At 57.8% G+C, this 25,458-nt stretch carries 24 protein-coding genes; 7 read left to right on the forward strand and 17 right to left on the reverse strand.

The window, feature by feature from the left end; translation table 11 throughout:
- Positions 1–15: 15 nt before the first annotated feature.
- The 4 genes from VPK24_RS05910 to VPK24_RS05925 all read right to left on the reverse strand — a co-directional run bounded on the left by VPK24_RS05910 (position 16) and on the right by VPK24_RS05925 (position 4,006).
- Entirely contained in the window at positions 16–507 is a 492-nt protein-coding gene (locus VPK24_RS05910) for an SH3 domain-containing protein (RefSeq protein WP_393011270.1), read from the reverse strand.
- Between the two features lie 260 nt (positions 508–767).
- On the reverse strand, positions 768–2,279 hold the full coding sequence (locus VPK24_RS05915; protein WP_393011272.1) for an AAA family ATPase: 1,512 nt from the start codon (positions 2,277–2,279) through the stop codon (positions 768–770).
- A gap of 461 nt (positions 2,280–2,740) precedes the next feature.
- Positions 2,741–3,352, reverse strand: coding sequence for a pyridoxamine 5'-phosphate oxidase family protein (locus VPK24_RS05920; protein ID WP_393011274.1), 612 nt, complete (start codon positions 3,350–3,352; stop codon positions 2,741–2,743).
- A gap of 36 nt (positions 3,353–3,388) precedes the next feature.
- Entirely contained in the window at positions 3,389–4,006 is a 618-nt protein-coding gene (locus VPK24_RS05925) for a glutathione S-transferase family protein (protein WP_393011276.1), read from the reverse strand.
- A 254-nt stretch (positions 4,007–4,260) separates the two neighbouring features.
- Here VPK24_RS05925 and VPK24_RS05930 point away from each other — a divergent pair, with 254 nt between their 5' ends.
- Positions 4,261–4,809, forward strand: a complete 549-nt coding sequence (locus VPK24_RS05930) for a TetR/AcrR family transcriptional regulator (protein WP_393011387.1) — start codon at positions 4,261–4,263, stop codon at positions 4,807–4,809.
- Positions 4,810–4,886: 77 nt separating this feature from the next.
- Here VPK24_RS05930 and VPK24_RS05935 read toward each other — a convergent pair whose 3' ends face one another.
- The 9 genes from VPK24_RS05935 to bioB form a co-directional block, all read right to left on the reverse strand.
- Positions 4,887–5,549: an ABC transporter ATP-binding protein gene (locus VPK24_RS05935; RefSeq protein WP_393011278.1), complete on the reverse strand. Its 663-nt coding sequence runs from the start codon at positions 5,547–5,549 to the stop codon at positions 4,887–4,889.
- Between the two features lie 11 nt (positions 5,550–5,560).
- Complete coding sequence (locus VPK24_RS05940) at positions 5,561–6,823, reverse strand: ABC transporter permease (RefSeq protein WP_393011280.1); 1,263 nt, start codon at positions 6,821–6,823, stop codon at positions 5,561–5,563.
- A gap of 91 nt (positions 6,824–6,914) precedes the next feature.
- Complete coding sequence (locus VPK24_RS05945) at positions 6,915–8,462, reverse strand: efflux RND transporter periplasmic adaptor subunit (protein WP_393011282.1); 1,548 nt, start codon at positions 8,460–8,462, stop codon at positions 6,915–6,917.
- A 287-nt stretch (positions 8,463–8,749) separates the two neighbouring features.
- Positions 8,750–9,436 carry a TetR/AcrR family transcriptional regulator gene (locus tag VPK24_RS05950; protein ID WP_393011284.1) on the reverse strand — a complete coding sequence of 229 codons (687 nt, stop codon included), beginning with the start codon at positions 9,434–9,436 and terminating at the stop codon, positions 8,750–8,752.
- 152 nt (positions 9,437–9,588) lie between these two features.
- A complete protein-coding gene (locus VPK24_RS05955) occupies positions 9,589–11,349 on the reverse strand; it encodes an N-acetylmuramoyl-L-alanine amidase (protein WP_393011286.1) in 1,761 nt (586 codons plus the stop codon).
- Positions 11,350–12,168, reverse strand: a complete 819-nt coding sequence (locus tag VPK24_RS05960) for a DsbA family protein (protein ID WP_393011288.1) — start codon at positions 12,166–12,168, stop codon at positions 11,350–11,352. It lies immediately after the preceding gene.
- Positions 12,169–12,334: 166 nt separating this feature from the next.
- Positions 12,335–12,814, reverse strand: coding sequence for a signal peptidase II (lspA, locus tag VPK24_RS05965; RefSeq protein ID WP_190353670.1), 480 nt, complete (start codon positions 12,812–12,814; stop codon positions 12,335–12,337).
- A 124-nt stretch (positions 12,815–12,938) separates the two neighbouring features.
- A complete protein-coding gene (locus tag VPK24_RS05970) occupies positions 12,939–13,496 on the reverse strand; it encodes a biotin transporter BioY (protein WP_393011290.1) in 558 nt (185 codons plus the stop codon).
- Positions 13,497–13,624: 128 nt separating this feature from the next.
- Entirely contained in the window at positions 13,625–14,740 is a 1,116-nt protein-coding gene (gene bioB / locus VPK24_RS05975; protein ID WP_393011292.1) for a biotin synthase BioB, read from the reverse strand.
- 350 nt (positions 14,741–15,090) lie between these two features.
- On the opposite strand from bioB, the gene psb27 reads away from it, so the two are divergent.
- From psb27 to VPK24_RS06000, 5 genes are all read left to right on the forward strand, one after another.
- The gene (psb27, locus tag VPK24_RS05980) at positions 15,091–15,495 is read left to right on the forward strand and encodes a photosystem II protein Psb27 (RefSeq protein WP_099532375.1); all 405 of its coding nucleotides are present in this window, start codon (positions 15,091–15,093) and stop codon (positions 15,493–15,495) included.
- Positions 15,496–15,813: 318 nt separating this feature from the next.
- Positions 15,814–17,391, forward strand: coding sequence for an ATP-dependent DNA helicase (locus VPK24_RS05985; RefSeq protein WP_393011294.1), 1,578 nt, complete (start codon positions 15,814–15,816; stop codon positions 17,389–17,391).
- A 215-nt stretch (positions 17,392–17,606) separates the two neighbouring features.
- Entirely contained in the window at positions 17,607–17,822 is a 216-nt protein-coding gene (locus tag VPK24_RS05990; RefSeq protein WP_099532373.1) for a DUF2839 domain-containing protein, read from the forward strand.
- An 817-nt stretch (positions 17,823–18,639) separates the two neighbouring features.
- On the forward strand, positions 18,640–19,032 hold the full coding sequence (locus VPK24_RS05995; RefSeq protein WP_099532372.1) for a DUF1815 family protein: 393 nt from the start codon (positions 18,640–18,642) through the stop codon (positions 19,030–19,032).
- Positions 19,033–19,321: 289 nt separating this feature from the next.
- Positions 19,322–20,065, forward strand: a complete 744-nt coding sequence (locus VPK24_RS06000; protein WP_393011296.1) for an FHA domain-containing protein — start codon at positions 19,322–19,324, stop codon at positions 20,063–20,065.
- Between the two features lie 57 nt (positions 20,066–20,122).
- Here the strand turns inward: VPK24_RS06000 and VPK24_RS06005 are convergent, their stop codons facing one another.
- Positions 20,123–21,763 carry a Ppx/GppA phosphatase family protein gene (locus VPK24_RS06005; RefSeq protein ID WP_393011390.1) on the reverse strand — a complete coding sequence of 547 codons (1,641 nt, stop codon included), beginning with the start codon at positions 21,761–21,763 and terminating at the stop codon, positions 20,123–20,125.
- A gap of 156 nt (positions 21,764–21,919) precedes the next feature.
- On the opposite strand from VPK24_RS06005, the gene VPK24_RS06010 reads away from it, so the two are divergent.
- Complete coding sequence (locus VPK24_RS06010; RefSeq protein ID WP_393011298.1) at positions 21,920–23,500, forward strand: FAD-dependent oxidoreductase; 1,581 nt, start codon at positions 21,920–21,922, stop codon at positions 23,498–23,500.
- A gap of 12 nt (positions 23,501–23,512) precedes the next feature.
- On the opposite strand, the gene VPK24_RS06015 is transcribed toward VPK24_RS06010, so the two are convergent.
- The 3 genes from VPK24_RS06015 to VPK24_RS06025 form a co-directional block, all read right to left on the reverse strand.
- The gene (locus tag VPK24_RS06015; protein WP_393011300.1) at positions 23,513–24,115 is read right to left on the reverse strand and encodes an ExbD/TolR family protein; all 603 of its coding nucleotides are present in this window, start codon (positions 24,113–24,115) and stop codon (positions 23,513–23,515) included.
- A gap of 96 nt (positions 24,116–24,211) precedes the next feature.
- A complete protein-coding gene (locus VPK24_RS06020) occupies positions 24,212–24,622 on the reverse strand; it encodes an ExbD/TolR family protein (RefSeq protein ID WP_393011302.1) in 411 nt (136 codons plus the stop codon).
- Positions 24,623–24,651: 29 nt separating this feature from the next.
- Entirely contained in the window at positions 24,652–25,398 is a 747-nt protein-coding gene (locus VPK24_RS06025; RefSeq protein WP_393011304.1) for a MotA/TolQ/ExbB proton channel family protein, read from the reverse strand.
- Positions 25,399–25,458 lie beyond the last annotated feature (60 nt).

Raw genomic sequence — 25,458 nt, forward strand, 5'->3', positions numbered from 1 at the left:
CCTTAATTCAGCTCATTAATCCAGTCGGCGGGTGTTGCCGCTGCGAACCCAGCCCTCGGGGCCGCTTTCGCCCAGGCGCACCCGCTGCCAACGCCGATCGGGACTGTCTCCCAAGACAATGACCCGATCGTTGTAGTCCACACTGCCCAGCCTTGCGCCCGATCGATTGGGAGCTGATCGCAACACCAGCCCGATCGGTTGGGTCACCCGGGCCCGATAAGCACCGGGCGGCAAGGGCGGCGGCGGCGGCAAGGACGGGGCCGGGGCAACCACGCTGCTAGGCGGTGGGGGCGGGGTCACCGCTGCGCCGGGTTTGGGATCGTTGGCAAAGCTGGGGCGGGGCGGGGCCGTGGCAATTTGGGTGACGATGTAGCGAACGGCAATCACCCCTCCGGCAGCCAAAAAGGCGATCGCGATCGCGATGCCACTAATGAGGCTGACCAGCCCGCGCAATAGTTTCCACAGCCAACGCACGATCGTTTGCGACTCCCGATGAGGATCAACCACCAACCTGTCCAAAATATTTCGCTAACCGATCTAGCCCAGAGACTTCGCCAAGAGATCTAGCCAGCCGATCTAGCCAGCCGATCTAGCCCAGAGATTTCGCCAAGAGATCTAGCCAGCCGATCTAGCCAGATATTTAGCCAGGATATCCTGCGATTCAGCCCGTATTTTCCCCTAGAACCCGTTCTGTTCAGGGCGAAAATTCAGCCAATTCGGCTAATTCAGTACGTTCAGCCCATCCAGACCGCTCGATCGATCCAGAATTAGCCCGAGAAGGAAGACAAGCCGCCTAAGGTGGTCGATCGGGATGCTAACCGCGCTTTGCCCGCAGCCGCCCATTGCTGAAGCGCTTCGATCTGCTCGCGGGCCGTGCGAGCCAGGGGCACAATTTGGCTAACGGCGGCCACGATGTCATCGGTGGTGAAATCGCGGTTTTCGCTGAAGCCAATGTGCATTGCTTCCACGATCGACTGTTCAATTTCGGCTCCGGAAAAGTCCGGCGTTTCATAGGCCAGGCGATCGAGGTCGTAGGTCTTGAGATTGTGGGGGCGCAGTCGGCTTAAATGCACCTCAAAAATTTCGCGGCGCTCCGGCTGGCTGGGCAATCCCACAAAAAAGATTTCGTCAAATCGCCCTTTTCGCAACAGTTCTGGCGGCAAGGACTGGATATCGTTCGCCGTCGCCACCACAAAAACCGGCGATTGCTTTTCCGCCATCCAGGTGACAAACGTGCCAAAAACCCGCGAGGCTGTGCCGCCGTCGCCCTTGCTGCCCAATCCGGCAAAGGCCTTGTCAATTTCATCGATCCACAGAATGCAGGGGGCCAAGGCTTCCGCGAGCTGAATGGTTTGGCGAGTGCGGGATTCAGACTCACCCACCAAGCCGCCAAACAAACGTCCCACATCCAACCGCAGCAAGGGCAAGTGCCAATGGTGGGCGATCGCCTTGGCCGTTAAGGATTTGCCAGTGCCTTGAATCCCCACCAACAACAGACCCCGGGGATGGGGCAGGCCATATTGGCGGGCCCGCTCCGAAAATGCGCCCCCACGCCGCAGCAGCCAGGCTTTCAGGTTGTCTAGCCCGCCAATGTCGGACATTTGTTCCGTGGCGGGGCAAAAGTCCAAAATTTGGGTTTGGCGGATCGATTGGCGCTTTTCTTCCAGGATCAGATCCATGGTTTCGGGGGGGAGGTTGCCGTTTTGGGCGATCGCCCGGCCCAACACCCGCCGCACCCGATCGAGCGAGAGGCCTTGGCTCGATCGCACCAAGTCTTCTAAGTCTCGCCCTTCCAAGGTTTGGCCCGTGGCGGTCGCTATCCGTTGCACCTCCTGGCGCAGTTCATCGGCGGCGGGCAGGGGAAATTCCAACACCGTCAGCACTTCGCTGAGGTCTTCGGGAATTTGTACCTGCGGGGAAAGGAGCACAATATTTTTGGGTTGGGCCTTGAGCGATCGCGCCAAGTTACGCAATTTGCGGGCGATCGCAATATCATCCAAAAATCGATGAAAATCTCGCAAAATAAAGACCCCCGCCGCTGAATCGGGGAATTTCTCTAAAAATTCCAGCGCTTGCAGCGGATTGCGCTTAGCTGCTCCTAAATCGTTGGGACTGCCGCTGTAGCCTTCCACAAAATCCCAAACATAAACCCCGCGATTGCCTTGGCTTTGGGCACATTGGGCGATCGCCTTTTCCACCCGCTCCTCTTCGGCGGTGGGGATATAAATCAGCGGATAACGGGCCCGCAGCAGCAGCGAAAATTCCTGAAAAAAATTCATATGAATGACCGAATCACCAGCGGCCGAGTCCGAAATACTGAAACTGGCTCTAGTAGCGCGGCTGCCTTAATTCATTGGGTCGAAGTTGCGGAGTCAATCACAGTAACAAAGGGCTTAAGCCCCTTGTTGCCTCACGATCAGGTAACGGTAACAGTCGAGTTGACCGATCAGAATAAGCCTGTCGCGCTACTAGGGCTTAGAAACGGCTTCTCTGCCCGCAATTCAGCATACCGCCTCTATTGTTGAAGCTTGTGTTGTGTTGAAGCTTGTGTTGTGGCCTTGACAGGAGGCCCAATCCTGAGGCTGGTTTTGACATCCTCCCCAGCCTGAAGGCGTGGGGATTCTGCCCCTAATCGACGTTAGCGGATTGTGGGGGACAAGGAACCTCAGCCCCTTGTTACGACGACCGGGGCATAGAAAATCAACCGTTTTCGCATGATTCCAGGAAATGACAACAGACCCTATGGTAATGGGGATGGGGATTGCCCCAACTGTTGTTCTAATTCGGCAATGCGATCGCGCAGGGGAGCCAACATAGATTCCACTTCTGCTTCGGAATAGCGGATCGGAATATGTTGCGGGCAGTTCTCGCTATGGGCTTCTACGTGAAACAAAATTGCCCGCTCAATTTTGGCAGGATAGCCAGGAATTTGGAGCTGTTCAATCCAAGGCGAATCTCCCTCGACAAACTCCGCTTGCCCCCAAATTTTTACCCGTTTTCGATGGCGATAATCCATTAAAAACAGGAAGGCTTTAGCATTGCTGCTGAGGTTGCCCACGGTGATGTATTGCACATTGCCCGCAAAGTCTGCGAACCCGAGGGTTTTCTCGTCTAATACTTTGAGAAAACCCGGTGGCCCGCCTCGAAATTGGATGTAGGGATAGCCATTGGAGCCAACGGTTCCTAAATAGAATCCCTCAAGGCTGGCGATGAAGTTAGCCAATTGGGGGGCGATCGAATCGTTATCGGGCCCGTTGGCAATGTAGCGTTCGTAGGTTTCCCGGGAGCCGCGATCGGTCTGGGCTGCTTGGACTTCCGGCGTGAAGGCGATTTCACCAAATTTGCGAGGCATAGACCGATCTCCTAATGGGCGATCGAGGGGGTGATTTTAGGCGTGGGCCAAGGCTTCAATGCTACGCATGCCCACAAAGCCGGGCAATTGCTTGACCCGATCGATCCAAGCCAGCACGTGGGGATAGGGGGCGAGGTCAATCTGGCCATCGGGAGCCAATGCCACATAGGGAAACACGGCCACATCGGCGATCGTGGGGCGATCGAACTCCAACCACTGGCGATCGCTCAGGTGGCGATCGAGTTGGCTCAGGATGAATTCAGCTTTTTGGTTGGCGCGATCGAGGTCGATCGTTTTGGCATTAAACAAATGGTAGAGCCGCGCTGACTCGGGCCCTTGGCGCACCTCGCCCGCTGTGGTAGACAGCCAACGCACCACCTGCGCCAGGGCCACCGGCTCCAGCGGCAACCAGCGATCGCCCCCATACTGCCGCGCCAAATAGGTCAAAATCGCCTGGGCATCGGACAAAACCGTTGCGCCATCGACCAAGGTCGGCACTTGCCCAAAGGGATTCAGCGCCAAAAACGGCGGCTGTTTGTGCTCGCCTTGGAGCAAATCGACCTTAATCCACTCGAATTTCAACCCCAACAGGGACAGCAACAGTTTGACCTTATAGCTGTTGCCAGACAGTTCGTGACCATATAGCTGAATCATGGATTTTGGCTCCGTTGGAGATGGGATGGCGTTGGATGAAGCGTTTGGAGGATCAGTGGCTGAAGCGATCGGGGACTGAGGGCAATTGATCGTGCTAGGCAAGCCGTTGCGATCGCGTGGGTCTTGACGGCAGAAAAAAACTGTACCGGTCGTTCGGTCTAAATTAACTGTACCGAGCGTTCGGTATGATGTCAATCGGCTTAACAAAATCGCCCCCTTCCATCACCAGCCACGTTCCCAGCACCATCCCTGTCATGCCCAAGGAAACCTATATCCCCTGCCTGTTTCAGCTCTTTCGGCAATATGGCTACGATGGCGCAACCCTGGCCAAAATCTCGGAAGCCACGGGACTCGGCAAGGCCAGCCTCTATCACCATTTCCCCGGCGGTAAGGAGGAAATGGTGGAAACCGTGCTGAAATCGATCGAATCCTGGTTCGATCGCCATGTATTGCAACTGCTGGCGGGCCCGGGCGATGCGCTCAGTCGGTTGCAGGCCATGGGCGATCGCCTCAGCGAAATGTACGGGGGCGGTCAACAGCCATGCCTGTTTGCGATTTTGCTGTTGGGTTCGGCACGCGATTTGTTTCACGATCGCGTGCGCGGATTATTGCAAATGTGGATCGATGCGATCGCCCGCGTTTTGGTCGATGAGGGGATGGAAACGGTGATCGCCCGGCAGCGGGGTGAAGATGTAGTGATTGCGATTCAAGGAGCGCTGATTTTGTCGCAGGGGTTGGGCGATCTCAGCTCGTTTCAACGCACCATTCAACAGTTGCCCCACATTGCCCTACGAACGGATTAATCGGGTTGTAATTATTTCCATGCGAAGAGGGTCAATCCGATTTGGCAACCGTTGAATTTACTCAAACTGGCTATCACCTAGTCCACGATTAGTCCGTCTCGAATTTGAATTTTGCGCTGGGTGCGATCGGCGATCGCTAAATCGTGGGTAATCAGCACAATAGCAATTTGTTGCTGATGTAATTGGTCAAATAAATTCATCACCTCTTGGGTGGTTTGGCTGTCCAGGGCACCGGTTGGCTCGTCGGCTAACAGTAGAGATGGCTGATTGATCAACGCTCGGGCGATCGCCACCCGTTGTTGTTGCCCCCCCGACAGTTGATTGGGCCGATTATGGAGTCGATCGCCCAGCCCCACACTCACCAAGGCGGCTTCGGCACGGGCCCGGCGATCGGCTTTGGGAAGGCCAGCATAGACGGCCGGCAGCATCACATTTTCCAGGGCTGTGGCACGGGGCAACAAATTAAATTGCTGAAAAACAAAGCCAATGCGTTGATTGCGAATGTAGGCTAATTCTGTCGAATTCAGCGCAGTTAAGTTGCGATTTTCGAAGGTGTAGGTTCCTTCAGTGGGGCGATCGAGGCAACCAATAATATTCATCAGGGTTGATTTACCCGAACCCGAACTCCCCACGATCGCTAAGTAGTCATTGGCGGGAATATCCAAATCAATGCCCTTCAAAATAGGCACGTTGGTTTCACCCAGTTGATAGGTTTTGGTGATGTTTTGAAGAGTAATCATGTGGTTTGACCTCACTCGCTGCGGAGGGCGGTAATTGGGTCGAGGCGGGCCGCATTACGAGCAGGAATCACCCCCGCAGCCAAGCCCACCAGCGTGGACAGCCCAAACCCGATCACCACAGCACCCCCCGAAATCACCAAGGCAAATTGAAAAGCCGTAGCCGCCACCACGGTGACACCAATGCCCAACACAATGCCGATCGTGCCGCCTAGGACAGAAATGGTGACGGATTCGACTAAAAACTGACTGAGAATGGCGCGATCGGTTGCCCCAATCGCTTTGCGAACGCCAATTTCGCGGGTTCGTTCTACTACTGAAACCAACATAATATTGGCGATGCCGATGCCACCTACCACCAAAGAAATCGCCGCAACGGCCACAATGGTGGTGGTGAGTAATCCCAAAATGGTGGTCAAGGTTTTGAGGATATCGGCCTGGTTGGTGACGCGAAAATCATCATCGGCGGGCGACATGATTTTGTGGCGCAATCGCAAAATATTGGTGACTTGAAATCTCAGGGTTTCTAACTGCGATTCATGCTGACTTTTAATAAAAATGCCATTCACAGAAATGCCTGTGAGCGCATTCTTCCCGATCGTGCGGGCTGACATGGTGGTCAGAGGAATATAAACCGCATCATCGCGATCCTGTGGTCCCTGGGAACCCTTAGCTTCCATCACACCGATCACTTTATATAGTTCACCGCGAATGCGAATTTTTTGGCCAATGGGATCGATATCCGCTGGAAACAAACTCCGCTGCACCGTGGGGCCAATCACTACCACCGAGGCTGTTTCATCGAGTTCCGATTGACGGAAAAAACGTCCCACTTGCGGATAGGTATTGCGCGCATCCGGAAAGCTCAAATCCGCGCCATAGGCCGTGGTGGAGGTGTTGGTCTGGTTGTAAACCACCTGCACGGGCCGTTGTAAATAGGCTGCAACGACGGTGGCTGAGGGCGCTTGTTTGGCGATCGCCTTGGCATCTTCCCAAGTGAGGGTGCTCACCGATCCCATGGCTTGCACCACGCCGCCACTTTTCGCCGAACCAGACATCACTTGCAACACATCGGTGCCGAGGCTGCGAATGCTGTCTTCCGTGGACTTTTGTACACCTTGCCCGATCGAGGTAATCGAAATCACTGATGAAATCCCAATAATCACCCCCAACATCGTCAAGGCGCTGCGGAGCTTGTTATTCCAGAGGGATTCGATCGCCATTTCCATAATGTCGATCGCCGAAATTGTTACGCGATTAGGCGTTGCTTGGGTCATGGCAACATTCACCCGCAATTGGATAGGATCAGTCGCTATCGGTTGGTTCAGACTGGCCGAATTTCAGCAGCCAAAATTACAGCCAAAGATCCTAGGGAGGCGGTGGCGCTTTGGGCAGAATACTGAAGCCTTTTGAGCCAGAATCTAAATTGCTGGGCGGGCTGACTAAAACTTGCTCATTGCCCTGTAACCCGGTCTTCACTTCAGTGGAGCCTTCGACCGTCAAACCCGTTTCAATCTTGCGAAAAACCGGATTACGATCGGCTCCTAAAATATAGACACCTTCACCCTCTGCGCGGCGCACCACAGCCGCATTGGGCACGAGCAACGCACTGGCAAGTTGCCCAATTTCAAACTCCGCTTCGACATTCATGCCTGCTTTTAACTGGTTCGATCGGGCATCATCGATCGCAATGTAAACTTCAAAGCTCGTCACATTTTGCGAAACCGTTGCCTTTGGTGCAATTCGGGCAACACGACCCCGAAATTGCCGATCGGGAAAGGCATCTACTCGAATGCTCACGGGCTGATTGAGGCGAATATTCCGAATTTGCGCCTCCGCTAAATTCACCACCACTTCTTGGCGATCGCTCGCCAAAATCAAAATTGAAGAAGAAGATGCCGATTCACTACCGCCCGCGACCGATGGGCTAACGAATGAACCCACATCGGCATATTTCTTAATCACAATTCCATCAAACGGAGCAGTGATTTTGGTGTCTTGCAGTTGGGTTTGAATCGATCGCAAATCGCCGCGCGCCGACTGCACTTGGGCCTTGGCTTGGGCAACATCCTCCACACGACTACCCGCTTTCAAAAGGGCCAGCGCTTCTTGCTGTTGACGCACACGGGCGATCGCCTGGGCGATATCCTCTTGGCGATTGCCGGCCTGCTGGAGCGCCAAGGCTTGGGCCGCCTCGATCGCCTGTCGTTGTGCCACCTCATAGTCGGTGCGTTTTTGGTCGAGGGTCTGAGCCGAAATTGCCCCGTCCTGAAAGAGTTCCTGATAGCGCTGGTAGTCCGACTCGCGTTGCTTGAGAGTGGCTTGGGCTTGCTGCGATCGCGCCACCGCCTGGGCAATTTCCTGGGGGCGATTCCCCGATCGCAACATTTGCAACTGAGCCTGGCGCTCTGCCAGTTGGGCCTCCGCTTGGGCAATGTCTTGGGGGCGATTGCCCGCCATCAACCGCGCCAAGTTCGCCTGCTGCTGGGCGAGCTGGCCCTGGCGCTGCATGAGCTGGCCTTGTAGATCTGCATCGTCCATGAAGGCGATCACTTGGCCCTGGCGCACCCGATCGCCCTCCTTCACGAGCAGCGCTTTGACAATGCCCGCCGTTTTGGGGCCGAGGTTAATCGATCGCTCCGCCGCGATCGTCCCATTGGCGGCGATCGTCACGGTCACGGTTTGTCGGCGCACCGGCTGCGTCAACATCACCGTGGTTGAGCGCGCACCCCCCGTCAGTTGAGCCGCCACATTCCCCCCACTAAACAGCAGCAGCGGCACGATCGGCAGCCCCCACTTGAGCCAGCGCCCGCGATCGGAGGGCCGAGGCGTGGCAGTGGACCGGTTGCCAAGGAGGTTGGCAGCGCCGGATAGCCGAGAAAGTCTAGAACGGAGATTGGATAAAACGTTTGACACAATCGGGTTCTCCAGATAAACGCTGGGGGACTGTCTGAGGGGCGGCCTCAATCACGGCCTTGAATTGTCAAAAAGTGGACGGAGCGATCGTGGCGGGATCCTTGAGCGATCGCCTTGCGATTAAGCGCGATCGCAAAGCGTTTTGAGCGGTTGGTCGGGGAATGAATTTCATCAAAAGTTAGTACTTACTTATTAATTGAGCAAAAAAAATTGCCTTGAAAATGCTCAATCCATTGCCCAAGGTTGGGTGACGATCGGGGGCTGCAAGTGCGATCGCTGTTCTGGGTTTAGTCCGCTGGTGGGTTCTCCGGTGCGATGCCCGCCCAAAGGATACTGATTAGACTGGCCACAAACTGCGATGGTTCAATCCAGCTTTCTGGTTTCACCTCGGGCTGTTGGGACTCGGGTTGGATCGCTTCGGGCCGTTGCGTGAACGGTGGCATCTGGGGCATCGACTGAGCCATCGGGGGTAGTTCATGGGCAATCACGTAATTGATGATGCTGCCCACGAGCAGGTGAGCCAGCGCCATCGAGTCGATCGCCCGCAACCAGCCCCCCGCCACAGCCCGTTCCAGAAACAGGGCCAACAAACGGCTATCGCGCACCGGAGGCGGCGGCAAGTGGGGGGAGTGCGGCGGATGGGACATTTTTTTTTGCGCCATCATCATGAACACCCGTGGCAACCCTTCTTGATAGAACGCCAACATTTCGCCACAGATGTCCGTCAACTCGGCTTTGATGTTGGCGGTGGGCTGGCGATCGTGCAGGCGCTTCACCCAGTCGGGCGTTTCCGTCACCCCCATGGCGGCTAAAAACAGGGCTTGCTTGGTAGGAAACCGCTTAAACACCGAGGCTTCCGAAATGCCAGCACGCCGGGCAATTTCCACCGTTGAAGCCTTGAGACCTTGCTCCAAAAACACCTGACGAGCGGCGGTCAAGATAGCTTCGTTGGTGATTTTCGGTGGACGGGGCATAAAAAGTAAGCACTTACTTACTCAACAGCTTGAACAATTCCCCAACCATCGTCAAGACCCCAAGGATGATCGCACCCGCCTAGCCTGTGGAGATAGATGACGGTGCGATCGCCCTGGACGATGGGCGGATGGATGACGAGTTGGTTGTTCGCTCAGTTCGGTGCGAGGCGATCGAACCAGGTTTCTAAGCTTGCGGCGATCGCCTCCGCCCACCGATCCTGCTCGGCCGGATTGGTGATCCACTCAGATTCGGTGGGGTGGCTCATAAAGCCCAACTCCATCAGGACGGAGGGGGCGATCGTGGGGCGAGCCAGGGCCAAGTTGCCCCAAAACACGCCATAGGACGGGCGATCGAGCCGTCGAGTCAGCTCGTCATGCAAAAACTGCGCCAGGTCTTGAGATTGGGCGTGATACCAAAACATGCCGATTCCCTGGGTGGTTTCAGCGTTGCCATCGTCGGGCAAGGCGTTGTAATGCACCGAGAGGGCGATCGTCGGTTCCAATTCGGCAATCTGGGCCAGGCGATCGGGAATGGGCAAGTCTTGATCGGTCGATCGGGTCAGCACCACCCGCGCCCCACGCCGCTCCAGGGCTGCTTGCAGTTTCAGGCTGGTTTGCAGGTTGGGGGTCTTTTCAGGAATGCCTGCTGCGTTGACGGCTCCTGGTTCCGCGCCGCCATGGCCCGGATCGAGCAGTACCGTCACGCCGGACAGGGGCAAGGGGCCCGATCGCACGGGCGGATGCTTAATTCGCCAATGGAGCACATTGCCTTCGTAGCGGAGAGTCCAGCCCCAGGCCTGGGCAGTGGCGAGCCGGGCCCGATATTCCAGCCGATTTCCCGGCAACACCTGCCAGGTGAGCTGACGGATCGCTGGATTACGCTGCAAAAAGACGGTATCGGTTTGGGCGATCGCCTGATGCAGCGTCAGCACCAAGTCCTGATTCTCTTGGCGCACTTCCACGGGCACCGGCTCGCTGAGGGGAAACTGCACTTCCACGGCCGTTCCCTGATTTTGGGCCCGAATCCCTTGCACCACCGCTTGCAGGGGGGTGGAGCTGGGTTCGATCGCCACTTCGCTGGCCTGGATCCAAGCCTCATAGCCAAGGCGCAACCAATCGCCCTGGCGGCCGGTGATGGTGGCTTGGCTGCCTTGGGGCAAGGGGGTGAGGCGGCTGTGGTTGGTGCTCGGGCCCGTGCGCGCCACCCCCCAAGGAACCGTCACCCGGGCCCGATCGCGTCGATCGCGCGGCCAAACGGTGATCCGACCGCGAGGGGTCATGGGCATTTCGCCGTCGATGTAAAACCGCACCTGACCCCAATCATCAGGGCGATCGGGCGTGAAGCAGCCCTCATAGGTGGTCAACGATGGCGGCGGGGGATCGCTACCCGTCAAGACGGAGGCGTTGGGCAAGGGCGATCCACCCGATCGGGGCAACATCGGAAACGTCCGTTCCGCCACCCGCGCATCAATGGTCAAGTTGGGCCGCCCCGTCACACGCAGGCAAATTGGCTCCCCGATCGGCCAGCCCCAATCGGCCGTCGGCTCCAGGGTGGCCAGGGGTGTGCTCAACAACGACTGATTGGAAATGCGGGTGATTGTGCGAATTTCCGTGCGATCGCCCCAGCGGATTTCAAACCGGTTGGGGCCCAGTTGCAGCGGAAAACTGGGGGCAAAATGCCCAAAGGCACTGCGATTCACCCCTTGGCCATTGATCGTGACCGAGCCAGAAGGCGGCGCAGTGCCTAGGAAAAAAATTCGATCACTCGCGGTTTGATGACCCTCCGGCGGATAAACCAACCGTAATTCCGAGGAACTAGGGGCCGGCTGGGCGATCGCCACCCCCGCCCACAGCAACGGCGCGATCGCCCCCACCATCAGCCGGGAAGCGCCCCCCAGTTCCCACGGCCTCATTTACTTGCTGGCCCGCTCAAAGGCGGCCTTGAACGCCTCAGGACTGGGCGCACCCTGCACCGGTTCACCGGCCATCAAAAAGGTGGGAGTACCTTCCAAACCCAAGCTTTCTGCCAACTCAGCATCGGCGGTCACGGCTTTTTTGGCCGCCTCGCTGTTGCGATCGCGCTCAAATCGGTTCAAATCCAATCCCAACTTCTTAGCCAATTCCCCATACAAGCCATCGGCCAAACGCGATTGGTTGGCAAACAGTTCATCGTGATATTCCCAGAACTTGCCCTGTTGCTGGGCAGCCCAAGCGGCCTGGGCGGCGGGAACCGCCTGGGGATGGATGCTGGTGAGGGGGAAATGCTTAAAGGTCAGAATCACCCGATCTTGATAGTCCTCCATGAACTGCTTCAGGGGAGCCAAGGCCCGACCGCAGTAGGGACATTGAAAATCGGAAAACTCCACTAACAGCACTCGTCCCTTGCCAAGGGTGGGAGAGTTACCAATCACCTTTTTCGGATCGGATTTGGCATCGCGGGCGAAGTTTTGCCGCAATTCCCGCTGCTTTTGGGACTGCTGTTGATTATAGTCCGCCACGGATTCCAAAATCACTTTCGGATTTTTGCGGATCACGTCCAGCACTTTGGCTTCAAAGTCCGCATCCACATTGCCCCCAGCGGACAGGGCGATCGGCTGGCAAGCCACCAAGAAGACGGTGGTGGACAGGGCTAAGGCTCCGACTCCGGCCCAAAAGCGCAGGGAGGATGCTCGAAACAACCAATGGGACAGGGTTTGAAAAAGGGTTTGGAGGGTCTGGAATGCCTTGAGCATGGGCCTGAGCCTAAATGAAAGATCCTGAGAGCGATTAAAAAACAGACCGAGGAACGGTCAGCGGCGCGGCGACGGGGCACGGTGACCCAATCAGCGGCCCAAGCGCCGCCCTGGGGCCATGATCTGTCCCCGCAAAGACTGATAGGGGAGGCCATTGGCCAGTTCCTTAGTCGGCGGTGTTGGGGCGATCGGGTCGTTGCAACATGGCAATCAACAGACAAATGATGCCCACATTGATCGACACATCCGCCAGGTTAAACACCGGGAACCGAATCAGCCGGAAATCCAGAAAATCAATCACATGGCCCAGGGCAAAGCGATCGATCCCGTTGCCCAACGCACCCCCCAGTACGAACCCATAGCCCCACTGTTCCCAGCGGTTCATGCGCGGGCTACCCAGGGCCAGGGCCATTAGGGCCGCACTGACCGCCAACGAGAGCCACCGCAGCCAGCCGCTGCCCTGGAACAGGCTGAAGGCCGCGCCGGAGTTGACCACGTAGGTGAAGTGAAACCAACCGGGGATCAGCGGGATGGTCTGGGGCGGAATCGTGAGGGCGAAGGTGCTGGCGACCCAGGCTTTGGTGATGCGATCGACCCCGACGCTGGCAACGGCCACCACCCAAAACCAGCCATTCTTGGAGACCAGGCGGCCACAGGATTTGGCCCAGGCGGGAATCGGTTTGGATCGAGACTCTGGCACCGGACTATCCACAAAATTCAACGGTGGCGGTTCTCTGGGGGTGATGGGATTCCCGCAGGATCGCCAACTTTCAGTAGAACACGAGATGTCGAAAAACTGAAGCGATCGTGGCGGCGGCGCAGGCGGCCACCAGTTGCCCCGGCAAGGCCGCTTGGGAGTAGGTGGTGGCGATCGCCTCAAATTCGTTGGCTCGCAAGGCCATGGCATACACCAGCCCCACCCCATGGAGCACCACCAACCCGATCGCACAGCCGATCGCCAACTGCTCCACCTTGGGCGGCCCCAAAAAGGCCCAGCGCCCGCAGAGCCAGCCGGCCGGCACAAAGCCCAAGAGATAGCCAAAGCTGGGTTCTTGGATATATTGCCAACCGCCGCCCCCTTCAAAGATGGGCAACCCCGCCAACCCCAACAGCAGGTAGGCAATTTGCGAGAGGGCCGCCGCCGTCCCTCCGCCCAAGCAGGCCACCAACAACAATGCCGCCACTTGGTAGCGCGTGCCCAAAGACACCACCCGCACCCCCTCTTGGAGCCAATCCCAAGGGGCCGTGGGCACAAAGACTTCCACAAAGGAGGCGGCGATCGAGAGTAAGACCCCGATGGCCGCCCACAGCAAGGTTTCTAGGCGCATGACGATCGCCCCATTAACGCCCCATTAACGCCCTATGAATGCCCCATGCATGCCCAAGGGAGCGCAACCACCGGGGTCACCATCCGGGCGATCGCACTCCCGATCGTTCACTTAACCCGATCGTTCATTTAAATTGTTGCGGCCGTTGCGCCAACGACGGGCGCTTCGCCACCCACCAGGCCCAATTCCGCCAACATTTCATGATCCTTCTCGGGGGGTTGGCCCATGGTGGTCAGGTAATGGCCAATCAACATGGCGTTTAACCCGGCTTTCAGACCCAGGGCTTGCAGCTCACCCATCACCACTTCTCGGCCACCCGCATAGCGCAGGATTCGATCGGGCAAAATCATCCGGAAAATGGCGATCGCCTTGGCCGCTTCGTAGGGATCCAGCTTGGGGCGATCGCCCATGGGCGTGCCAGCTCGGGGGTTCAACAGGTTTAGCGGAATCGATTCCACCTCCAAATCCCGCAGCGCCAGGGCCAAATCCACCCGGTCTGCCCAGGTTTCGCCCATGCCCAAAATGCCCCCGGTGCAGGCTTGGATGCCCGCCGCCTTCAGGGTTTTGATGGTGGCAACGCGGTCTTGCCAGCTATGGGTGGTGGCCACGTTCGGGAAAAAGGCCTCCGACGCTTCCAGGTTGTGGTTGTAGCGCGTCACGCCCGCTTCCTTGAGGGCTTGGGCCTGATCCGCATTCACTTCGCCCAAGGCGCAGCAGGGCTTGATGTTGGTTTCAGCAATAATTTGCCGCACCGTTTCCAAAATTTGTTCAAATTCGCTTTCTTGGCGACCGCCATACTTGGGGCCGCGCCCTTGGCTCACCAGACAAAAGCGCTTGGCTCCGGCGGCTTCGGCGGCCTTGGCTTGGGCCAAAATTTCCTCGGGAGTCCGCAAACCATAGATCGGGGAATCCTGACCGGGGTGGTGAGCCGACTGGGCACAGAAGGAGCAATTTTCCGAGCAGGAGCCGGATTTCACGTTGCCGATGCTGCACAGGTCAACCACGTTGCCGCAACGGGCTTGGCGCACGCGATCGGCGGCGGCACAAAGGGCCAAAATATCTGCCTGATCATCAAGTTGGGTCAGGATCAGGGCCGTGGCTCGATCGATCGCCTCGCCTGCGATGACTCGATCGGCCAATTGATCTAACCACTGGCCGAGCACCGCACCCGTGAGACCCTCAGACACAGCAGACGGCTGCCAAGGGGTGGCCGATCGAACCGAAGACGGAAGCGCTTGAACCACGGCTGACTCCTCCAACAAAGAAACCCAAAGAACCCCCAACAGCCCCATCCACCACCAGATCCATTGCGCCAGATCCATATTCGGAGTTGGTCATCAGCCCAGGACAGCCGATGTCCTTCCCGAGTGGCGGAAAACAGGCCACGGGTGACTCCAAATTGTACACGGTTGATTCGCTGCCCACCCTTGGCCCTCCGGGGCGATCACCTCGATGGGGCGATCGGGCTGGCCATCCAGCACGGTAGGATAGGGCTTAGTTTGTCAAGCGCTCGGTCTGTGGCAATGGCTACCATCGATTCAGCCCGTGGCTCAAAGTCTTGGCATTAAAAGCACTAGCAGGTTTTTAACGTTTTATGAAGCGATTTCTCTCTGGGCTACTGGCGCTGGTGATGGTGGTGTCAATCGGCCTGACGGGCTGTGCGGCGGGTGACTCGGCCAACGGCATCAGCGGCAACTACCAAGCTGATACCCTCGCCTTGGTCGGCAGCCTGCGGAATGCCATCACCATGGCCGATAGCGATCCCGCAAAACGAGCAGCCCAAGCCGATGCTCGCGCCAAAATCAATTCCTATGCCTCCCACTACCGCCGGGATACCCGCGTGGCTGGGCTAAATTCCTACACCACCATGCGCACGGCTTTGAATTCGCTGGCGGCCCACTATTCGGCCTATCCCAACCGCCCCGTGCCTGAAAAGTTACAAAAGCGTTTGGAAACTGAGTTCCGGCAAGTGGAAGCGGCCCTGAATCGAGGCGCTTAGGAAAGTTTCGATACACTCAATACACTGAGCATGGGGCGGTTCGATCGCCCCATTTTTGTCGCCTTCGTTGGCCTAGTAGCGTGACAGGTTTAATCGATTGGGTCAAAGTCGCGAAGTCAGTCGTAGTAACAAGGGGCTTAAGCCCCTTGCTGCCTAACAAGCTGGTGACGGCAACAGTCATTTGATTTGACCTATCAAAATAAGCTTGACGCACTACTAGCTCAATCAAAGGCCTAGCTCAATCAAATTCTGTGGATTACCCCCCTAGTTGCATCCTAGGGGGGTGAAGATGCCCGCCCTTGGTCGTGGGAGCTGAGAATGCTGGAAGTTGAAGTCCACCAACAGTTACGCGCGTTTTTGCGGGCCTGTGGCGATCGCCCCTGGCTTCATCACCTAACCCTGGCGCGGTTGGTGGCGCGGGTCTTGCGATCGGGCCGCAGTTCCCTGATCCAAGGGGGCACGGCCGTGGCCGCCGGCCGCCATCGCCTCAGCTATCTGGCTCCGGCCCTGCTCTGCGAGCAGGCGGTGGTGTTGGTGGTTCCCCCGGCGGTGCAACAGCGGCTTTTAGAAGTGGACTTGGCTCGGTTGCGGTTGTGGCTGGCCCAGAGCGATCGCCCCTTGCCTCCGGTGCATTGCCTGGTGGATCAACCCCCAGAAGCCGCGCAGGCCCTGGCAGCCGCCTTGCGGGCCGATCAACCGGGTCTCTGGATTTTGTCCCCCAGCCAATGGCTGACCGATCGCCTGGAACTGTCGGGCCAGCGATCGCGCTTGGCCGGTCTGCCCACCCTGATTGATGGGGCCGATGATCTGGAGCGCTGGACGCAAGAAACCCTGCGACTGGACATTAGCCCGGCCGATTGGCATCGGTGGCGTTTGGCCTGCCCCGATCGCGCCCAGGTCATCCATGACCTGGAAGTGGCGATCGCCCATGGACTGCTACAACATCCCCCCAATCCCTACGGCGCTTGGCTGTTGGATGAACCGGAAGCGGCGGCCTTGCTGCAAACGTTGCGATTATTGGCGGCCCAACTGCCGCCCCTGTGGCGAACGCTGCTGCACCGGGCCGGCGACCAGCAATGGCCGATCCTGGCTCAGCCCGATCGCCAAACGGGACAGTTTCGCCTGCAATGCCAACCGATCGATGTGGCCGAAATCTTGCGCCCCCTCTGGCAAGCTCAGCCGATCGCCCTGATTGGCAGCTTCCTGGATTTGGAAGTGGAAGCTCCCTTATATCAAGCGCGGTTGGGGCTGGACAACGGCGATGAGCAGCGGCTGACCTGCTTGAAATTCACGCCCGATCGACATCAAGAGGCGATCGGCTTCTATTTGCCCGAGCAGTTGCCCCTCCCCAACACCCCGCAATTTCAGGCCGCCCTCATTCAGCAGCTCTATGCCCTGTTGGCTTGGCAAGGGCCCACCGGCTTCACCGTGGTGTTGGTGGGAGACGTGCCCCTCAAGGGCCGGCTGGCGGCTCAACTGGCGGCGGAATTTGGCTCCCGCGTCCAACTGGAACGCACCGCCCCCGATGACAACGGCATTTTGGTCACCGGGTGGGACTTTTGGCGCAACCACAGCGATCGGCTGCCCGCTCCCCACCTGCTGGTGATTGCGGCCTTGCCCATTCCCTCCCTCGAAGATCCCCTGGTGGCCGCCCGGGTCAGCGCCTACAAGCGCCAGCGTCGGGACTGGTTTCGCTGGTATCTGTTGCCCTCGGCCCTTAGTGATCTGCAACGGTCGATCGCGCCGTTACGGGAGCGATCGACCCCTGATCCCAATGCGCCCCCGCTGTTAGCCCTGCTGGACACCCGGGTGGTGCGCCGCAGCTATGGCTCCCAGGTGTTGGCGGCCTTGGATCCCGTGGAGCGGATGAACGACCTCGAACCCCGTTGGCTTTAAATTTCCAGGGCAGCCCTGACGGGCTAGAAATCTGAATCCAAAGTTGAAGAATTCTTGCGAAATGTTCGTCTAAGCTCATTTCCCTCGGGGGCGATCGGGCGAATTTTTGATCGCTCTGCTCCCCAATCGAACTACCAGCCCAACCATTTCGCGATCGTTTCAGGGTTAATTAACAGATATCCTTTATCTACAAAAAAACTGGGTGGAGATGAACAATGGGTGAATCCAAACGCCGCAAATCCCTCCTTGGGGACGACTACGGCAAAGCTCAAGAAACGATTTTGCCCAACGTGCCAATTACCAAACAGCAAGCCGATCGGTTCGTGAAGATCACCAGTCGCGGGGCTTGGATTGGGATCGGTACGCTGTTGGCCGCTTGGCTCACCATTCGATTCGTGGGGCCGGCCTTTGGCTGGTGGCAGGTTAACTAAAATCAGTGGGGGCGATCGCCCAAGAATCGCGCCATCATCGCGCCATAATTGATACCCTTGGGAAGTCTTTGGAAAACGTCTGCTCCGCTCAATTGGGCAGCCGGCCCCCTGTGACCTGTTGCGATCGAATCCTAAGAATTCTCAACGGTTGTTCCTATCTCCCCGGATCCGAATCAAACCATGGGAAGATCGCAATAGTCCCCATCATGTCGGACTTTGAGCGCTTCCTTGGCTCAAAACATCCGTGCCAAGATCCGCGCCAATCCGTTGCGAAGGAACCCCCCATTAGTCCCGCATCAACCGCTATTCACCCCCTGACCTGCCATCCCCATAATCCATTTCCCGGGGACGGTCAATGTAACAATCCGAACAGCATAGACAAGAGTTTGGATCAGGGTTTTCAGGGGCACTTCCTAAGGGCCCAAGTTCCGGAATCCTCTGGAATTGATGAGCGTTTCTTCAGCAATTCTTCAGGAAAATCTGCTCAATGCTGGCCAAAGTTTGATCCCGAAACCGCTCGAAGCACTGTGTTCTTTCATACGGACTGGTGACACAGATTAGTGGGATCTTGCCAGCAGTTTACGGGTCACCGATGCTGCCCTTGCACTAGGGATAACCATCCCAAACCCAGCATTGGGCAGATTAGGGCCTTTGTCGCCTGCCATTGTTAAGGGGCAGCTCCGAGCGATCGCCCCAAGCACCACATCAATCGAATCAGCGAAACCAATCAATCCGTTGATTGCTTGCTGAAATTCTTAAGAGACTATAAAAATCGTAATCAGCCTCTACAATGAAACCAGAAGATCGAGGGTAAGCCGTGTTTCTCAGACTTGCCGAGCAGCATCGCCAGTTTGTCAGGGATCTCGTCATGAGCCTGCAAGCGTTGGCCAATGTTTTAGAACGCCGGGGCTATTTGGCCTCGTGCTATACCTGTGGCGATCGCATGAACAGCGCATCGTTTATGGTTAGTCTCGGCGATAATCACCTGATCCGGTTCCTGGTGTCCGACTATGGAATTACCTGGACGGAGATGCGAGATGATCGCGAACTCATGAAAATTGAAGGTGCCGAGGCGATCGGGCAGCTCCAGGAATTAGCCAAGCTGCTGAAGGTTTCTGAAAATTCCCCATTGGCCGATCGTTCCGTTCCCCAATCCCCCGTCATGGGCACAACGGCTCCAAACGCTTCAACCCAGATGTTGGTGGGCTAAGGTGAAACCGCAAACCGCGCTTGGTGGCCCGTGCGCTGGGACGTTGCAAAAGTTGCACAATGGATTAGTGAGTCCAATTTCCCTCAGCGCGCCATCAAGACCGGTGGCCAACCTGTGCGATCACTCAGTAATTACTCGGTAATTACTCGGTCGCTCAAGGTGCAGGTGGCAACTCAGGGGTGGTTGTGTGTATCGTTGGAATCCTCATGCCCCTAAGCTGAGGAGGGTGTCAAGTGTCTACCTCAACCTCTGCTCTTCGCGGTTGATTGCGTTTTAACATCCTGCCCCTATGAACCCCCGCGCTGTCGATCCTCGCACTCCCGATCGCCCCCCGATCGATGCTGACGAGCATCGAGAGCAAGCCTATGAGCTGTTTCTAAAGCTTTACAACAACCATCGCGACTTTTTTGATGAGCTGCTGGATGCGGATCAGCAACAGGTGGGTGAACATCTCCGCAGTAGCCGTTATGTCCAGGGCATTGTGCGCGGTCAGCAGGCCTATCTGATTTCCAACCTAATTAACGGCAAAAGCCAATCCCTGCTGCAATATCAAATGATTTGGATGATGGGGCGCGATCCCCAAGCGGCATTGCCGATTCCCGATCAGCGCCTCTCCCGTCGTCACGCAGTGATTCAATACATTCCGCGCCGGGGTTTTTATTTGGTGGATCTGGGCAGCACCAACGGCTCTTTTATTAACGGTCGGCTGGTGCGGGGCCGCCACCGGTTGCGGGATGGTGATCGACTGCGGTTGGGGGGCTTTTCGTTTGATTTCTTTATCTGCTACAGCTCCCAAACAGTGAATTCAGCCCCGGCCGATTTGATCGCCCAGCTCCAAGCCATGCCGATTCCAGAGGAAACGGATTCCAGCTTGCGCTACAAGGATGCGTTATCCGTGCCGTTGGCGGAGAAGTTGGCGGCGGAGGAAACGATGCTGGCCAGTGGCGAGGGGGCCGGCGAGAATAATGCCCCGGTGGATGGTGAGGATGATTTGGGGCCGCCGTTGCCGGATCCCGAGGGATTTGCGTTTTAGGGTTTGATTGTTGGTTTTTGCGGTTGGTCGGTTAGATGGCTTTCCGCGGCCCCAAGGCTAGCAACCGCTGGGTTCCATGATCGTCACCAGATCCACGCTGAATTGGGTCTCGAAAATGGGACATTCACAGTCCAGACTCCACCGCTCGATCGCGCAGTCATCGTGGCGATCAGCCGGTTCCAACAACAATCGAAATTCGCGACTGGGGGGCCGAAACTGGCATTGCACCCGCCGCACCGCTTGAATTTGACGGCGATCGAGGGCTGCGGCCAGGCGCAAAATGGCGCTCAGCTCGTCCACCATTTGCCGATAGCGCTTGCCAGCCAGGGCCTGATAGCCCTCGTGTCGTTTTTTGGGAGCGCTCTTGCGGTGGTAGCGGGCCAGGTTGGCAATCACTTCAATTTCCGTTTCCGTGTAGCCCAGCAGTTGTCCGTGGCGGATCAGGTAATAGGCGTGTTTGTGGTGAGCATCATGGCCCACGTGATGGCCACATTGGTGCAGGATGGCGGCGGCCCACAGCAGCTCGCGGCTATTGTCATCCCAGTTGTGCAATAGGCCTTGGGTTTGGTCAAACAGGGTGAGGGCCATGGCGGCCACATGCTCGGCGGAAGGCAGGTTCACCTGATATTTTTTGGCCAACGCCAGAACGCTGCGTTCTCTCACGGAGCTTTGGAACCGCAGGCGATCGTCAATCAGTTGGTGCTGCAACATCCAGTCAACGATTACGCCTTCCCGGAGCGATCGCTCGCACACCACCAGTCGATCGACTCCCAACAGATCCATGGCTTCTTGCAACACCACGGCTCCGGCCAGGATAATTTCCGCCCGCCGATCGCTCATTGCCGGCAGGGTCGATCGCTCCTCAATGTCCATGCGGCGCAGTCGATCAACCCATTCTCGCAGGGCCGCCAACGGTAACTCACAGCCCTGCAACGGGGAGGGAACATAGCCCGTGGTGTCCGCCGCATGGATGGCCGCCAAGCATTCCGCCGTGCCCGACGTGCCCACCAGGGTCAGTTGAGCCGCGAGGGGATGTTTGACCAGTTCCCCATGCAATTCTTCCACCGCCCGTTCCAACATGCCCCGGGCATAGGCCCGCAGCGCCTCGTAATCCGTGTCTGTGATCGGGTCGGTGCGGACAAATTCCGTGGTGAGCCGCACAGCCCCCACCTTGGTGCTGCTGAGGTAAAGGGGTTCACGCCCATCCCCCAAAATCAACTCCGTGGAGCCACCGCCAATGTCGATGATGGCGTGGGGCTTGCCATCCAACTCCATGGCTGACAACACCCCCAGATAAATGCGGCGGGCTTCTTCGGGCCCGGCGATCGCATTCACCTTCATGCCCACATCCCGTGCCACCCGTCGCAAAAAGTCCCGGCCGTTGGGAGCTTCCCGCACGGCACTGGTGGCCACGGCAATCACTTCATCCACTTGCAGGCTCAGGGCCAGGTCATAGCACCGTTGCAGGGCGGCGATCGCCCGGCTCATGGCTGCCTCTGTCAAATCACCGGTTTTGGGATCTCGCTCACCCAACCGCACCGTACTTTTCTCGCGGGAAATGATGTCGAAGGCGGGCAAACTGGGATCCACCCGCACAATCGCCATGTGAATGGAGTTTGTGCCGATGTCGATGGCGGCCACAACGGGACGGCTCGATCGAAAAGCGAGCGGGGCAGGCGAAGGAGACAGGGTTTGCATGGTTTGCATGGCGGGTCTAGGCCGATTTTAATACCGCAGTTGATCAGATGCGCATTCCGGTTGGTGGATTGGCTGAACAGCAGAGAAACTCCGGATTGGGCACTTGATTTTGCGAAGTGTATTGCAACGCTGCTTTACACCCTGCGAGTGCGTCCGATGCTGTTGTCTACTCTTCGATCGATTACAGCCCATAGCCAATTGTGGATGAATCCGGTGATGGATCAGGCGGCGGCCACCCACTCGCAGCCCGATCGCGCCATTGTCCTCGGAGGAAGTTTGGCGGGTCTGTTGGCCGCCCGAGTTTTGGCCGATCGCTTCCAAACCGTCTTGGTTTTGGAACGAGATCCCCTGCCCACCCCCTGGGAGCGACCCGAAACCCCGGACGAAACCTGGTGCAATCGCCGTCCCGGCACGCCCCAGGCTGATCATGTGCATGTGCTGTTGGCTCGGGGACAGCAGATTTTGGAATCGCTCTTTCCTGGATTCGCCAATGATTTGGCCACGTCCGGAGCAGTGGAGGTTAACTGGACAGCAGACTGCGCCATGATGGGTCTCGGCAGTTGGAATCCACGGGTTTCATCGGATTTGGTGACCCGCACCAGCAGCCGATCGCTCCTGGAAAACCTGGTGCGGCGACGGTTACAGGCCATTCCCAACGTGATCTTTATGTCGGGGGTTGCGGTTCAAGGGCTAGTGGTGGCGGGCGATCGGGTCACGGGAGTGCGCCTGGAAGGGAACTCTGCCCAAAACCTGGTGAGCAGCCTGGCCACGGAAACCCTCTTGGGGGCCCAATTGGTGGTGGATGCCATGGGGCGCAATTCCCAAATGCCCCGCTGGTTGCAACAGTTGGGCTACGGCTCCGTTCCGGAAGTGACGATTGATGCCAAGTTGGGTTATGCCAGCCGTTGGTATCAAATGCCCGCCGATTACTTAGCCCAGATGGCTCAGGATCCGGAAAACACCTGGAAATCGATTTTGCTGTGGGCCAAGCCGCCCCACCAACCCCGCGCCGGGGTGCTCTATCCGGTGGAGGGTAACCGCTGGGTGGTGACGGTTTCGGGAACCAATGGCGACTATCCCCCGGCCGACGAGGAAGGGTTTCTGGCCTTTGTCCGCAGCTTGCGGGATCCGGCCATTGCGCGGGCGATCGCCTCGGCGCAACCGATTTCAGACATCAAGCTCTATCGGGGCACGGCCAATCGCTGGCGACATTACGAACAGTTGGCCACGTTCCCGATCGGGCTGGCCCTGTTGGGGGATGCGGTTTGCACCTTCAACCCAATCTATGGCCAGGGGATGACCGGGGCCGCACTCGGCGCGGTGACCTTGGGCGATTGTCTCGATCGAGCACAATCGGAACTGGGCCTAAATTGGGGGCAATTTACCCACCTGTTTCGGCAAGAGTTGGCCCGAGTGATTCAGTTGCCTTGGTTGATGGCCACGGGGGAAGATCTGCGTTGGCCCGCCACCGAAGGGCCGCGACCCGATCGCCCCACACGCTTGATGCAAGCTTACCTGGAGCGAGTTTTGCATCTCACCGATGCCCACAAGGACATCCATGAGATCGTCTGGAAAATCCAGCACATGATCCTCTCTCCCCAAGCCCTGTTTCATCCCTCGATCGTGATGCGGGTGGGGGGCGCTTGGCTCTATCAACGGCTGCTGGCCAATTGGTTTCCCACCTGGGGGCCCGAAAACCTGAACCTCACGCCCTCGTTCTTGGGGGCCCGGCGTTAGGGGCCGATTCCCCTAATCGTTCGTTACGTCCGGCACATCCGAGAGCACTCGGCCGGGGATCGGAGCCGCTGGGGCTGTTTCTGCCTCGGCGGCTTCGTTGTTGGTGGCATCGTTGGTGGCATCTTCCGCCGGGGCGGCCGCTTCCGCATTCGATGCGGCCTCGCTCTCCGGGGCATTCTCCGCAGGAGTCGCCCACTCTTCCCCGATCGCCAGGGTGACCCGATCGGGGCCGGCGGCCCGCAGCTCACTGACCAACTGCAACACCTTTTCGTAGGGCAAGTTGCGATCGGGCTGAATCAACACCACACCCTTGGGATTCTTGAGGTAGTTCTGAATATCTGCCTTGAGTTGATCCTTGGGGATGGCGCGATCGAGCACCACCGTTTGCCCCTGGCGATCCAGCTTAATCAACAAGGGCGGTGGCGGTGGCCCCTGGTCGGGTTCCGCAGGCGCATCCTCACCGCTGGCGGGCAGGTTCACCTCCAGGCTGTTTTGGCTGCCCAACACCATGGACAAAATGATGAAAAAGGTGAGCACCGTCATCAACACGTCCAGCATCGGCACAAGGTTGACTTCCGGGGGCTTGTGGTGAGTCTGTCGATTGCGCGATCGCATGGTTGAGGATCCACTCCGGTTGAGGGGGGCATGAGCGCCAAAGGGACGGGGCAGCGGCAGGCAACGGCCGAAAAAACCAACCGGACTAACCGTTGATTAACCCTGCTCGAAGGAAAGACCGACCCGATCGCCTCCCACGGCTTTCAGGAGCGTTAAGACCTCTTCAATTGATCGAAACGGCAAGGTGCGATCGGCCTTCAACACCACCATCCCATCTGGCTGTTTGGCAAAATAGTCCGCCACGGCTTGGTCCAGTTCCGCCGGGGTCACCGGTTTGTCATTCAGCAAAATCTGTTTTTTTTGGTCTAGCCCCACCAGCAGCGGATCCTTAGGAACCGTCGCCGCCGCTGAGGTTTTGGCCTTGGGCAACTGCACGTTGGGCATCTGCGCCCCCGTCAGGGTCATCGACACCAAAATAAAGAAAGTGAGCACCGTCATCAACACGTCCATCATCGGCACGAGGTTGATTTCCGGAAGCTGATTGGCCGATCGGGTCTTGGGTCGCATGGGGCCTGGTCTCCTGTCCTAATCCACTCCTAATCCACCAACGACGGCGGGCGATCGGCATAGGGCAAGGGGTCGAACCCATGGGTTGGGCGTTCTCCACCGGGCGATCGACCGCCACCGCTGGGCAAGTCCGGCGTGGGGAACAGGGGTTCATACCAAACCTGGCGATAGATCAACTCCAAACGACTGCCCACCTCGGTGAAATAGTCAATTTGCTGAGATTGCAGCACCACCAACACCCGAAACACCACCAAAGCCATAATCGCCACAATCATGCCAAAGGCCGTGGTCAACAGGGCTTCACCGATCCCCGCAGCGGCGGCCGTGGCGGCCTTGGTGTCGCCGCCGCCACCAATATTCAAGTTATTGAAGGTGGCAATTAGCCCCGTCACCGTTCCCAGCAATCCCAGCAGGGGAGCAACGGCCACAATCGTCTCCAGCAATTTATCGCCCCGTCGCATTTTCACGAACTCTCGTTCGGCGGCCGTTTCCAGCGCCAAATTAAACGTTTCTGGGGTGGGTTGTTTCAACATTAAGGGAGCCAACAAAAATCGCCCGATCGGGAGAGTTTGGGCCTCGCGAGCCGTGATCGCCGCATCCTGCAGGCTATACTTTGCTGCCGCCAATACGTCATGAACAATGCGATCTTCCTGGGCCATTAACCGCACCCAAAACACCGCCCGTTCCAGGGTCACGGCCACCGTCGCGATCGACATTCCCAGCAGGGGCCACATGACCGGTCCCCCTTTCACCAGCAAATCAAAAACCTGAGACATGGCCGCCCTAAAACCCAAAAGCGTTGTGATACCTAGCGTTGCCGATTCCCATTGATCCCG

It is taken from the genome of Limnothrix redekei LRLZ20PSL1 (assembly GCF_043235035.1).
Lineage (GTDB): Bacteria > Cyanobacteriota > Cyanobacteriia > CACIAM-69d > CACIAM-69d > CACIAM-69d.